This window comes from Corynebacterium timonense, assembly GCF_900105305.1.
In the GTDB taxonomy this organism is placed as follows: domain Bacteria; phylum Actinomycetota; class Actinomycetes; order Mycobacteriales; family Mycobacteriaceae; genus Corynebacterium; species Corynebacterium timonense.
In genome coordinates this window covers 1,003,670-1,016,239 of the sequence record NZ_LT629765.1, presented here as the reverse complement: position 1 = coordinate 1,016,239, position 12,570 = coordinate 1,003,670, and the positions used below count along the sequence as shown (strand labels likewise).

The following is a 12,570-nucleotide window of genomic DNA, read 5'->3' as shown; positions in this document are numbered from 1 at the left end:
AGGGATGAATCCCCGCAACAGCGACGACCGCTCCCGCCGCGGGCGTCGCCCGAACGAGCGTGGCGGCAAACGCGGCCACCGCAGTGGCGCTGACGGGAAGGGCCAGCGGCGTCGCGAGGACGGCAGCATCAGGCACAACAGGTCGACCCCGCAGCGTCAGGGTTTTCGGGAGGACCGTATGGCTCAGCGACTGTCCGAGCCGGATCTGCCGACGGATATTGACGTCTCCGACCTCGACCCGTCGGTGCTCCAGGACCTCCGTGTGTTGTCGAAGGATAATGCGGAGCGGGTAGCAAAGCACATGATTATGGCGAGCGCGCTATTGGAGGACGACCCGCAGCTTGCGCTGCGCCACGCCCGTGCCGCGAAGAATCGCGCGGGCCGTGTCGGTGTTGTCCGCGAGACAAACGGAATCGTTGCGTACCACGCGGGGGAGTGGCGCGAGGCACTGTCTGAGCTGCGTGCAGCGCGGCGTATTTCGGGCGGTCCTGGGCTTGTTGCCGTCATGGCGGACGCTGAGCGGGGGCTGGGCCGCCCGCAGAAAGCACTCGAAATCGGCCGTGGCCCCGAAGTGCGCGAGCTCGACGAGGTCGGCCGTATTGAGCTCGCCATTGTTTTGGCCGGCGCTCGGCACGACCTGGGGCAACACGAGGCGGCTCTGGCGACCCTGGAGCGTCTCCACCCCTCCTTTGATTCGAAGGGAGCGGAACAGGCGCGTTTGTCTTACGCCTATGCCGACGCGCTTCTGGCGCTCGGGCGTGGCGAGGAGGCGAAGCAATGGTTCGAGCACGCCGCGGCCATCGATACCGACGGCATGACGGACGCGGCGGAGCGTGCGAAGGAGGTTCATTAGCCCATGGCATTGCTCGATTCCGTCGACGCATTGCTGCTCGACCTCGACGGAACCATCTGGGAGGGCGGTCACGCGCTGCCGCAGGCGGCGGAGACGCTTGCCGACGTCACCGTTCCGGCGCTCTACATCACCAACAACGCGTTGCGCCCCGCCACCGCGGTTGCCGAGATGCTGGAGAACATTGGGATTACGGCTGCACCGGAGAACATCCTCACTTCCGCGCAGGCTGCGGTGACGCTTGCGAAGGAGAGCCTCGGCGCAGGGGACAAGGTCCTCGTCCTCGGCTCGGAGTCCTTCAAGGACTTGGCCCGGCGGGCCGGCTTCGAGGTCGTCGACAGCGCGACCGACGGACCCCGCGCTGTGCTGCATGGCCACAGCCCGGACACGGGGTGGCGGGAGCTGTCCGAAGCGGCACTCGCCATCGCGGACGGTGCCGAGTACATCGCCTCGAACCTGGATACCACCCTGCCCACGGAGCGGGGGCTCCTCGTCGGCAACGGGTCGATGGTGGCCGCCGTGACCTCGGCTACCGGGGTGCGTCCGAGGGCCGCCGGAAAGCCGGAGCCGGCGATGTTTATCCAGGCCGCGGCCCAGGTGGAGGCTACGCGCCCGCTTGCCGTGGGCGACAGGCTTGACACGGACATCGCCGGCGCGGTGGGCGCGGGGATACCCGTGCTGCATGTCCTGACGGGTGTCTCGGGGCCGTTGGCGCTGTTGTCGGCGCCGAAGGTGCAGCGCCCCACCTTCATTGGGGAAAACCTCGCGGCTTTGCGCGAGGAGCCGAGCGTTCTGGCTCCAGGCCCGCAGGGCGGGTTTACTGCCCGCGTGGACGCGGGAGACATCATCGTGAGCCGCGGCGACGAGGACGCAACACCAATCCAGGCGCTGCGTACCGCGCTCGAGGTCGCGTGGCACATGCCGGAGCCGCCGCGGTTGGTCCGCCCGAACTCAGATGCCGCCGAACGAGCCTGCGCCGAATGGTGGTGAGCCGCCGATGAACGCGCCCGTCCCGCGCGATCCGAGGCGGCCCCGCGTCGACGGCGCGGAGCTCTCCCGCGCGGTCGATGAGATACTCGCGGAACCCGCCACCACCCTGCGCGAGGAAGCCGAGCACTTACGTCGCGCCCACGCGTTGCTCAACGACGCCCTTCAGACGCGCTGACGCAGGACCAACCAGGAAGGATACCCCGATGCCCCCAGGACGTCGTCGTCTCGACGCCGAGTTGGTGCGCCGCAAGATCGCCCGCTCGCGCGAGCAGGCCCGCGAGTGGATCAAAGACGGCCGCGTGGAGGTGGCCGGGTTCGTGGCCTCGAAACCGGCGACAGTCGTGGAGCCCGACGTATCGATCCGTGTCAACGTCGACGAGGCGGACGAGTGGGCGTCGCGAGGGGCGCACAAGTTGCTGGGGGCGTTAGAGGTGTTTGAGGGGCGGGGGTTGGACGTCGCTAAGCGGAGGTGCCTCGACGCGGGAGCCTCGACGGGCGGGTTTACGGACGTCCTGCTCACGCGGGGAGCGCGTGAGGTCGTGGCTGTCGACGTGGGGTACGGGCAGCTGGTGTGGCGGCTGCAGAATGATTCGCGGGTGACGGTCCTCGACCGGACGAACATCCGGACGCTGACGCCGGAGATGATGGGCGGGCCGGCGGAGCTCATGGTGGGGGATTTGTCGTTTATCTCGCTGCGCCTGGTCCTCCCCGCGATCGCCGAGTGCATGGCCGAGGGCGCGGACCTGTTGCCGATGGTGAAGCCCCAGTTCGAGGTGGGCAAGGACCGGCTTGGAAGCGGAGGGGTGGTGCGTTCGGCGCAGCTTCGTGCTGAGGTCACGGCCGATGTCGCGCGGTTCGCCCAGGGGCTGGGGCTGAGCCTGAAGGATGTGGTGGCGTCGCCGCTGCCCGGTCCGAGCGGCAACGTAGAATACTTCCTGTGGCTCGTCAAGGATGCGGGCGCGCGTTCGCTCGACGAGGACACGCTGCGCGCCCTTGTCTCTCGGGCCGTCGAGGAAGGACCCACGAACTGATGACTATTCGCAACCACCGGGCAATCCTGCTCGTGCCGCACACCTACCGCGCTGGCAACATCGCCGCAGCTGGACGGGCGGCGGAGCTGCTGACGGCTGCGGGCATTCAAGTCCGGCTCCTCGACCAGTCGAATATGGGGCCGGTCGAAGAGGAGCCGTCGTTGCGTTCGCTCGAGCGCGTCCCCGAGGGGCCCGAGGCAGCTGCTGACTGCGAGCTTGTCCTCGTCCTCGGCGGCGACGGCACCTTCCTGCGCGCGGCGAACTACGCCCACGCCCAGGACGTTCCCGTGCTCGGGATCAACCTCGGCCACGTCGGCTTTTTGGCGGAATGGGAGCAGGAGAGCCTGGAGGAGGCCATCGGTCGCGTCATTCGCACGACCTACCGGATCGAAGACCGCATGACCATCGACGTCGTCCTGCTCGACTCCGGCGACAACGTCCTCGGCACGGGCTGGGCGCTCAACGAGGCCAGCATCGAAAACGTCAACCGCACGAAGGTCATGGACGCCACCCTGGAGGTCGACTTCCGCCCCGTGTCCTCCTTCGGCTGCGACGGGGTGCTCGTGTCCACCCCGACCGGTTCGACCGCCTACGCCTTCGCTGCGGGCGGCCCGGTGATGTGGCCGGAGGTGGAGGCGCTTCTGGTCGTCGCTAATAACGCGCACGCGCTTTTTACCAAGCCGCTGGTCGTCTCGCCTCGCTCGACTGTGGCGATCGAGTCAGAATCGAACACCGGCGAGGCGAACGTGGTGCTCGATGGCTTTCGCTCATTGGCCATGCCGCCCGGCTCGCGCGTCGAGATCGTGCGCGGGCGCCGCCCCGTGCGGTGGGTACGCCTGGACGAGCACCCCTTCACCGACCGCCTCGTGCACAAGTTCAAGCTCCCCGTTTCCGGGTGGAGGGGGCCGGCGGCGAAGTAATGCTTACGGAAATCACGATCGACAACCTCGGCGTCATCCCCCGCGCTACGGCGGAGCTTAGCCCAGGGCTGACAGTGCTCACCGGCGAAACCGGAGCGGGAAAGACGATGGTCGTCACCGGCCTCCGCCTGCTGTCCGGGGGGCGTGCCGACGCCTCGCGAGTGCGCACGGGAGCCGACAAGGCCGTCGTGGAGGGGGCGTTCTCCGTCGCAGACCTGCCGGAGCAGGAACGTGTCGCCGTCGAGGAACTCGCCGCGGGGGCGGGGGCGGAAGCTGACGAGAACGGCGAATACGTGGTCTCGCGCTCGGTGCGCGCGACGGGCCGCTCGCGAGCTCACCTGGGTGGTCGGGCCGTCCCGGCGGCGACGCTCGGCGAGCTGGCGGGCCATCTGATCACCATCCACGGGCAGAACGACCAGCTGCGGCTGCTGTCCCCGGACCAGCAGCTCGCCGCTCTCGATCGCTATGAGCCGGAGGCGGCACAGGCGGTGGACGCCTACCGCGAGGTGTGGGTGCAGTGGCGCGAGGCGTCCCGGGACCTGAAGGAACGCACCGAGAAGCGCCGCGAGCTCGCGCAAGAGGTTGACCGCCTCCAGTTCGCCATCGGCGAAATCGACGAGGTTGATCCGCACGAGGGAGAAGACACCGAGCTGGTTGCCAGCATTAACCGCCTGCAGGACGTGGATGCCCTACGCGATGCCGCGGAGACCGCGCTGGTGGCCATCGACGGGCCCGACGCCGTCGGGGCCTTCGGGGGCGAGGATGAGGCAGCGTCTACCCTCGTCGGGCGCGCCGAGTCGGCTTTGGCGTCGGCAAGCGACCCGGCCCTCAACGACCTGGGGCAGCGGCTTGGCGAGGTGGCGGGTGCCCTGTCGGACATCTCCGGGGAGCTAGGTACCTACGCGGCCGGGCTGCCCAGCGACCCGGAGGAACTGGACAAACAGTTGCAGCGCCAGCAGGCCCTCAAGGCCTTGACCCGCAAATACGCCCCCGACATTGCCGGCGTGCTGGCATGGCGGGCGAAGGCGGCGAAACGCCTGAGCAAGATCGACACCTCAGCGGAAGCGCTCGGTGAGCTGAAACGGCGCGTGGAGGAGCTGGAGAAGTCGCTGGCGGGCCGCGCCGCCGCGCTCAGCGCCGTGCGCGCCCGCGCCGCAAACGCCCTCGGCGAGGCCGTGACGGCGGAGTTGCACGGCTTGGCCATGCCGAAGGCGCGGCTGACGGTGGCGGTCACACCTACGGCCTACACCCGCGACGGCGCCGACGCCGTGGAGCTACGCCTTGCACCCAACGACGCGGTGGAGCCGCGGCCCCTGGCCACCAGTGCCTCCGGCGGCGAGCTTTCGCGAGTCATGCTGGCGCTCGAGGTGATCCTGAGCGCAGGCTCAAGCGGGGGGACGCTCGTCTTCGACGAGGTTGACGCCGGGGTGGGAGGGCGCGCCGCGGTGGAAATCGGCCGCCGCCTCGCGCGCCTGGCCACGCACAACCAGGTCATCGTGGTCACCCACTTGCCCCAGGTCGCGGCCTACGCGGACACCCACCTGCACGTGGCCAAGAACGTGGGGGAGACGACGGTGACCTCCGGAGTGGTCGAGCTGGCGGACGAGGAGCGCGTGGAGGAGCTGGCGCGCATGATGGCGGGGATGGAAGACTCCGCGACGGGCCGCGCCCATGCGGGCGAGCTATTCTCACGGGCGCGGGAGGAAGTGAAATCCCTGCGCTCCTAGACAGCGCGCCTCCACCAGCAGAGGCCCTCCAGCCTGCACAATGCATGGCATGAGTGTCTTTTCGCGTGCATCCGCTGACCCGGCAGGGTCCACCGTTTCGGCCGACGCTTCTCCTGTCGAGGTGCAGGGGACGCTGCGCGACTGCACCTCGCGGGGCAAGGGGCTGCGTAAGCTGCGGGCGGGGGAGATTGCCGTGGTGGATTCGCGCGACATGAGCCGTCGTGAAGCGGAGCAGCTTATCGCGGCCGCCCCCGCCGCCGTGCTTAACCTGTCGACCTTTTCTACCGGCGCGATGCCGAACTACGGCCCGCACCTGCTTCTCGACGCCGGGATCGCGCTCTACGAGGCCCGCGGCGACCAGCTGCGCGAGCTGCTGCGCGACGGTAAGAAGGCATCCGTGCAGGAGTCTGGCCTGATTCACGTGGGCAAAAGGCCCGCTGGCGAGGCCAACGCGATCACGCGCGGGGGCGCCGACGAGACCTTCGCCACAGCTCAGCGCAACCTTCTCGACCACATGGAGGCCTACTTCGGCAACACGATCGAGTTCATTCACTCGGAATCGCCGTTGCTTATCGACGGGGTCGGGGTCCCCGAGATGGGCGAGACCATGAGCGGGCGCAAAGTCCTGATCGTTGCGGACGCGGCCGACGCGAAGGAGAAGCTGGGTCGTCTGCGCAACTTCATTCGCGAGTACGAGCCGGTTCTCATCGGCGCGGGAGCAGGCGCCAACGTGATTAGCGAGGCGGGTTACGAGCCGGACTTTATCGTCGGCGACCCCACCACGATCGCGGAGGAGAACCTGCGCGGGCAAGCGCGCGTGGTGCTGCCTGCCGACCCCGACGGCCACGCCGCTGGCTTGGAGCGCATCCAGGACCTCGGGGTGGGGGCGATGACGTTCCCGGCCGCCACGGATTCGGCCCTCGACCTCGCGATCCTCTTGGCGCGTTTCCATGACGCGGAGATGATCGTCACGGTCAGCGACGCGGCGGACCTCGACGCGATTTTTGCGGGCGCCCCGCACGCAAGCCCCGCGGCGATGTTGACGCGGCTGAAAGCGGGCAACCGCATCGTTGACTCGACCGTCATCGACGACCTGTACGCGGTGCAATCGGGCGGCGGGCTCGCGTGGGCGTGGGCGGTGCTGGGCCTTCTGGTCGCCGTGGCCACCATCATCCTCGTCGTCGGGCTCGGCGGGGACGGCGCCTTCGCGGAGAACCTCGTGGACACCTGGGATGCGCTCGTGGAGCGAGTGCAGGGGTGGTTCGAGGGATGGACCCAGGGCTAGCCCCCTCGGTTGACGGTACGAGCGTGACGGTACGAGCGCGGAAGGAGAGAAAGAGTGTCTGGTGGACGTGGTGGCCTCGTCGTTGCGGGTCTGGCGTGGGGGACAGCGCTGGGAGTAGCGCTGGGGTCGTTGGTGATGGCCCCGGCGGTGCAGGAGGCCCGCGGAACGGGCGTGGAGGAGCCAGCTGCGCAGGACCTGACGCCGCGGGTCGAGGAGGCGGAGGCCCAGGCCGCGGCGGCGAACGAGCTCGTCGCAACGGAGGCCGGGGCTCTGGTGGGCGAGAGCCTGGCGGATACGGCGGTACTGATCATCCGCAGCCCCGGCACCGCGCCGGAGGACACCAACCGGCTGCGCGAGCTGTTGGGGCAGGCCGGCGCGGACGACGCCGGGGAGATCGCCCTCACCGAGAAGTTCGTGTCCCGCCAGGGCGCTGATGAGCTCGGTTCGGTGGTGGCCAACACGCTGCCGGCCGGGGCGCAGCTGTCGCCGGACAACCTCTCCCCGGCCACGCACGCGGGCGAGTCGCTCGCCGTAGCGCTTTTCGCCGGCGAGGATGGCGCCCCGCGCGCCACGCTGGAGGACCGTGATTTCGTGCTCTCCGCGCTTGCCGACGCCGGGTTCCTCACCTACCACAGCCCCGACCTTATGGCGGCTGACGCCGTCATCGTGGTGACCGGCGGGGAGGAGGAGCCCTTTGCGGTCGGCGCGCTCGCCGACTTCGCGGCGGCTCTCAACGCGCGGGGCGGGGCCGTTGTCGCCGCGGAGCAAGGCCCCGGCGGCGAGGTCGCAGGCGAGCTGCACGCCCGCGGCGGGCAGGGGGTGGCCACCCAGAACGTCGTCGACACCGAGGCGGGAGCGGTGCTGAGCGTGCGCGCGGTGCGCGAGGCGCTCGACGCGGAGTAGCGTTGGGGCGCATGGCTCACTCCTTTACTGTTAGCAGCTCAGAGCTTCTTCTCGAGGCCCCGATCATCAGCGTCCGCCGCGACCAGGTCGCCATGCCAGGCGGGAAGGACGCCGCCCGCGAGGTTGTGGAGCATTTCGGCGCCGTTGCGGTTGTCGCGCTCGACAGCGAGGGCCGCGTGGCGGTGGTGGAGCAGTACCGGCACACCGTCGGCAGGCGTCTGCTCGAGCTGCCGGCCGGGCTGCTCGACGTCGCCGGCGAACCCGCGTTCGACTGTGCGCGCCGCGAGTTGCGCGAGGAGGCCGGGCTCGAGGCCGCCACTTGGGGAGTGCTGGTGGATTTGGTGACCTCGCCCGGTTTCGCGGACGAGGCGGTGCGCGTCTTCGTTGCCACCGACCTGACCCAGGTGGAGCGCCCCGCCGCGGAGGACGAGGAAGCGGATATGACGCTGACGTGGGTCCCGCTGGATCGCGCCCGTCGCGCCGTGTTGGAGGGAAGGGTCGTGAACTCGATCGCCGTGGCGGGCATCTTCGCCGCGGCAGCGTCGCTGGAGTCGGGGGTCGAGCCGCGCAGCGTGGATGAGCCGTTCGAGGTGCGCCCGACGGCGCTCGCCGAGCGCAGGCGCGGCGTCGGCAGCGGCGGCGATATGAAACGGATCTGATGCGTGCCAAGGACGTGGCCGCGCTGTGGCTCAACCATCTTGCGGTGGAGCGCGGACGGGCGCGAAACACCCTGAGTAACTACCGCCGCGACGCGGCACGCTACACCGAGTGGCTGGAGCGGGCGGGCATGACCGACCTTGACGAGGTCTCCTCGGGCGATATCGAGGCCTACGCCGCCGAGTTGCGCCGCGGCACGGAGACCGCGCGTCCGCTCGCGGCCTCCTCGGCGGCGCGGGCGCTCACGGTGGCGCGCGGGCTGCACCGCTTTGCCGCAGCGGAGGGGCTCGTCGCCTCGGACGTCGCTGCTGCCGTCGCGCCGCCGTCGCCGGGGGAGAAGCTGCCCGACGCGCTGTCGATCGCAGAGGTCGCGGAGCTTCTCGACGCCTGCCCCACCGACACCCCCCTGCACCTGCGCGACAAAGCCCTGTTGGAGATGCTCTACGGCACCGGGGCTCGCGTCTCGGAGGTTCTCGCCCTCGCTGTGGACGACGTCGCCGAGAATGAGGGCGTGCTCAGCGTCACGGGAAAGGGCGGCAAACAACGGCTGGTTCCCCTCGGCGGGGCGGGGCGTGACGCCGTGGAGGCGTACCTGGTACGAGGCCGGCCGGGGCTGGCGACGGGGCGCAGCCACGCGCTGTTTCTTAACGCGCGGGGCGGGGCGTTGTCGCGGCAAAGCGCGTGGAGCATTATCAAGGACGCCGCCGCGCGGGCGGGGATTGATAAGGAGGTGTCGCCGCACACGCTGCGACACTCCTTTGCCACGCACCTGCTGCAGGGCGGGGCGGACGTGCGCACGGTGCAGGAGCTCCTGGGCCATTCCTCGGTGACCACCACGCAGATCTACACCCACGTCACGGCGGACAACGTGCGCGAGGTGTGGCGCACGACGCACCCTCGCGCGCAGAAGCCAAACGCGGAATGACAACGGTGTAAGCTCAGGGTCAACCCGCTAAGGTAGACGTGTCGCGCGAGGGGAAGGTGTGTCAATGACGGACGGCTCATTGTTTGACGCCAAGGACGTGGAGGTCGGGCTGACCGGCCGCCCCGTCCGCGAGTTCCCGCAGCCGAAACCGCTGGATAAACACGGCCCCGCCACCGTCATTTCCATGGTGAACCAGAAGGGCGGGGTGGGTAAGACTACCTCGACGATCAACCTCGGGGCGTGTCTGGCGGAGCAAGGACGTAAAGTCCTGTTGGTTGACTTAGACCCCCAGGGCGCGTTGTCGGCGGGCCTCGGGGTGGCCTACGAGGAAGAACAGGTCACCGTCTACGACCTGCTCTTCGACAACACCGCGAGCATCCATGCGGCGATCCGCCATTCCAACGTCGCGGGCTTGGACCTCGTTCCGGCAAACATCGACCTATCGGCAGCCGAGATCCAGTTGGTCAGCGAGGTCGGCCGCGAGTACACGCTGGCGCGCGCCCTGCGCCCGGTGAGCAAGGAATACGACATCATCATCCTCGACTGCGGGCCGTCGCTGGGGCTTCTGACCGTCAACGCGCTCGCGGCCTCGCACGGCGTGATCATCCCGATGGAGTGCGAGTACTTCTCCCTGCGCGGCCTGGCGCTGCTCACGGACACTGTGGAAAAGGTGCGCGACCGCATCAACTTCGATCTGGAGATCGTGGGCATCCTCGTCACCATGTTCGACCGCCGGACCACCCACGCTCGCGAGGTGATGGACCGCGTGCTCGAGGTCTTCGGTGACACCGTCTTTGACACCGTGATTACCCGCACCGTCCGTTTCCCGGAGACCTCGGTGGCCGGCGAGCCGATCATCACGTGGGCGCCGACGTCGCAGGGGGCGAAGCAGTACCGCGACCTGGCGCTCGAGGTGTTGGAGCGCACTGAGAGGTGACAGCTGTCCAGCCGGAGATCACCGGCTTCCAGCTGGTGCTCAACAACTTCGAGGGCCCGTTCGACCTCCTGCTCAGCCTCATCAATTCCCGCAAGCTCGACGTCACCGAGGTGGCGCTCGCGGAGGTGACCGACGAGTTCATCGCGTACACCAAGGCGCTGGGGGAAAACGCGGGGCTTGACGAATACACGGAGTTCGTCCTCGTCGCGGCGACGCTTCTCGACCTCAAAGCGGCGCGCCTGCTTCCGCGCGGCCACATGAGTGAGGCGGAGGACCTCGAGCTGTTGGAGTCGCGCGACCTGCTCTTCGCCCGCCTGCTGCAGTACCGCGCCTACCAGCAGGTCGCGGACATGTTTTCCACCTGGCAAGCCAGCGCCCAGCGACGCTACCCGCGCGCCGTCGGCCTGGAAGAGCGCTACGCCGACCTCCTCCCGCCGGTCGAGCTCGGGCACACGCCCGACAGCTTCGCGCAGCTCGCGGCGAGCGTGTTCCGGCCCCGGCCGCCGGAGACGGTGCGCACCGACCACGTCCACGGCGTGCCGGTGTCGGTCCCCGAACAGGCGGGAAAGATCCTGGGCACCCTGCGCTTGTCGGGGGCCGGAACGTGGGTATCCTTCGCCGCGCTCACGCGGGACTGCGCGCGCTCGATGGAGGTGGTGGGACGCTTTCTGGCCCTGCTCGAGCTGTACAAGGCGCGGGCCGTGGAGGCCCAGCAGGACGAGGCGCTCGGCCCGCTCGATGTGTCGTGGACGGGGCTGGAGGTGGACCCGGCGGTCGTGGCGGCGAGCAACTGGAACTAGCATGTGGGGCCATGGAAATGGTGCCCCAGCTGCGCTCGCAGCTTGAGTCGGTCCTGCTCGTCCTGGACACTCCCGCCCGCGCAGAGGAGCTCGCGCGCGCCTTGGGGGCGAGCGAGGGGGACGTCGTCACGCACTTGCGCGAATGGAAAGGTGAGCTCGATGCGCGCGGGAGCGGGATTGACCTGCGGGAGACGGCGGAGGGCTGGCGGCTGTACACGCGGCCGGAGAACGCGGCCGCCGTCGAGGCGTTTCTTGTCGACGGCTCCCAGACCAAGCTCTCGCGCGCGGCGATGGAAACCCTGGCGGTCGTGGCGTACCGCCAGCCCGTCACGCGCGCGCAGGTGGCGGGCGTGCGCGGCGTGAACGTCGACGGGGTCATGCGCACGCTGGCGCTGCGCGGGCTTATCGCGGAGGTGGACCCGGAGGAGGCGACGGGGGCGCACCGTTACGTGACCACGGAGCTGTTTACGGAGCTGCTCGGCATCGACTCGCTCGACAGGCTGCCGGATCTGGCGCCGCTGCTGCCGGAGGTCGATGCCATCGACGACGCGTGGTGAGCCCTTTGAAGAGGGGGAGTATCCCCTGGTAGCGTGAACACGTCAGAAATAACCGCATACGACAGTAAGGACACTTCGATGGCTCCCCCCGCTCGCCGCGACGGCACACCGGACACGCAGAAGGACGATACGTTCTACATCTCCTATGCCAAGCCGGCGAAGAAGCAAAACGTCAGCCCCACCGACCCCCACCCGCTCGAGGACAACTGGTGGGACGACTCACCCACCGCCCCCGCCGACGAGGGCGTGCGCCTGCAGAAGGTTCTCGCGCAGGCGGGTGTGGCCTCGCGCCGCCACGCTGAGGTGATGATCGAGCAGGGCCGCGTGGAGGTCAACGGGACAATCATCACCCGCCAGGGCGTGCGCGTGAACCCGCAGAGGGACATCATTCGGGTCGACGGCACGCGCATCAACGTCAACGACGAGCTGGAATACTTCGTGTTCAACAAGCCCCGCGGTGTCCAGTCCACCATGAAGGACGAGATGGACCGCACGTCGGTGGGCAGCTACGTGGCGGAAAAGACGGCCGCGGGCGAGCGCCTGTTCCACGTTGGCCGCCTCGACGCGGATACCGAGGGACTGCTCCTGCTCACCAACGACGGCGAGCTGGCCAACCGCCTCATGCACCCGCGCTACGGGGTGTCCAAGACGTACATGGCCACCGTGCTCGGCGAGGCGAAGCCGAACCTGGTGGCCACGCTGAAGAAGGGCATCGAGCTTGACGACGGCCCAGCGGCCGCCGACTACGCCCAGATCGTGGACGTCCACAACGGCATGTCCATCATCCGCCTGGAAATCCACGAGGGCCGCAAGCACCTGGTGCGCCGCATGCTGAAGGCGGCCGGTTACCCGGTGCAGCGCCTGGTGCGCACGAAGGTGCACACGGTGCAGCTCGGCGACATGAAGCCTGGCTCCCTGCGCGCGCTCAACCGCGCGGAGCTGACCTCGCTGTTTAAGGCGGTGGAGATGTAATGGGGGTGACGACGAG

Annotated in this window: 14 protein-coding genes; all 14 read left to right on the top strand. The window is 69.0% G+C overall.

Annotation, left to right across the window (positions count from 1 at the left end; genetic code table 11):
* Positions 1-178: 178 nt before the first annotated feature.
* The 14 genes from BLT81_RS04890 (at position 179) to BLT81_RS04830 (ending at position 12,554) form a co-directional block, all read left to right on the top strand.
* A complete protein-coding gene (locus tag BLT81_RS04890) occupies positions 179-853 on the top strand; it encodes a tetratricopeptide repeat protein (RefSeq protein ID WP_040421676.1) in 675 nt (224 codons plus the stop codon).
* A gap of 3 nt (positions 854-856) precedes the next feature.
* A complete protein-coding gene (locus BLT81_RS04885; RefSeq protein ID WP_019194709.1) occupies positions 857-1,840 on the top strand; it encodes an HAD-IIA family hydrolase in 984 nt (327 codons plus the stop codon).
* Positions 1,841-1,847: 7 nt separating this feature from the next.
* Entirely contained in the window at positions 1,848-2,015 is a 168-nt protein-coding gene (locus BLT81_RS12920) for a hypothetical protein (protein WP_019194708.1), read from the top strand.
* Between the two features lie 28 nt (positions 2,016-2,043).
* Positions 2,044-2,871, top strand: a complete 828-nt coding sequence (locus BLT81_RS04880; protein ID WP_019194707.1) for a TlyA family RNA methyltransferase — start codon at positions 2,044-2,046, stop codon at positions 2,869-2,871.
* Complete coding sequence (locus tag BLT81_RS04875) at positions 2,871-3,791, top strand: NAD kinase (protein WP_019194706.1); 921 nt, start codon at positions 2,871-2,873, stop codon at positions 3,789-3,791. The genes BLT81_RS04880 and BLT81_RS04875 overlap by 1 nt, the downstream gene beginning before the upstream one ends.
* The gene (gene recN / locus BLT81_RS04870; RefSeq protein ID WP_019194705.1) at positions 3,791-5,518 is read left to right on the top strand and encodes a DNA repair protein RecN; all 1,728 of its coding nucleotides are present in this window, start codon (positions 3,791-3,793) and stop codon (positions 5,516-5,518) included. Before BLT81_RS04875 ends, recN begins: the two co-directional genes overlap by 1 nt.
* Before the next feature lie 40 nt (positions 5,519-5,558).
* On the top strand, positions 5,559-6,803 hold the full coding sequence (gene steA / locus BLT81_RS04865) for a putative cytokinetic ring protein SteA (protein ID WP_155860860.1): 1,245 nt from the start codon (positions 5,559-5,561) through the stop codon (positions 6,801-6,803).
* A gap of 54 nt (positions 6,804-6,857) precedes the next feature.
* Complete coding sequence (locus BLT81_RS04860; RefSeq protein ID WP_081582968.1) at positions 6,858-7,706, top strand: copper transporter; 849 nt, start codon at positions 6,858-6,860, stop codon at positions 7,704-7,706.
* 11 nt (positions 7,707-7,717) lie between these two features.
* Positions 7,718-8,365, top strand: a complete 648-nt coding sequence (locus BLT81_RS04855; protein ID WP_019194702.1) for an NUDIX domain-containing protein — start codon at positions 7,718-7,720, stop codon at positions 8,363-8,365.
* The gene (gene xerD, locus BLT81_RS04850; RefSeq protein WP_019194701.1) at positions 8,365-9,288 is read left to right on the top strand and encodes a site-specific tyrosine recombinase XerD; all 924 of its coding nucleotides are present in this window, start codon (positions 8,365-8,367) and stop codon (positions 9,286-9,288) included. The genes BLT81_RS04855 and xerD overlap by 1 nt, the downstream gene beginning before the upstream one ends.
* A gap of 64 nt (positions 9,289-9,352) precedes the next feature.
* Positions 9,353-10,225: a ParA family protein gene (locus tag BLT81_RS04845; RefSeq protein WP_019194700.1), complete on the top strand. Its 873-nt coding sequence runs from the start codon at positions 9,353-9,355 to the stop codon at positions 10,223-10,225.
* Positions 10,222-11,025 (top strand): segregation and condensation protein A, encoded by an 804-nt coding sequence (locus BLT81_RS04840; protein WP_019194699.1) that lies wholly within the window; start codon positions 10,222-10,224, stop codon positions 11,023-11,025. The genes BLT81_RS04845 and BLT81_RS04840 overlap by 4 nt, the downstream gene beginning before the upstream one ends.
* Positions 11,026-11,042: 17 nt before the next feature.
* Positions 11,043-11,582: an SMC-Scp complex subunit ScpB gene (gene scpB, locus BLT81_RS04835; RefSeq protein WP_019194698.1), complete on the top strand. Its 540-nt coding sequence runs from the start codon at positions 11,043-11,045 to the stop codon at positions 11,580-11,582.
* Positions 11,583-11,660: 78 nt separating this feature from the next.
* The gene (locus BLT81_RS04830; protein WP_019194697.1) at positions 11,661-12,554 is read left to right on the top strand and encodes a pseudouridine synthase; all 894 of its coding nucleotides are present in this window, start codon (positions 11,661-11,663) and stop codon (positions 12,552-12,554) included.
* Positions 12,555-12,570: the final 16 nt, after the last annotated feature.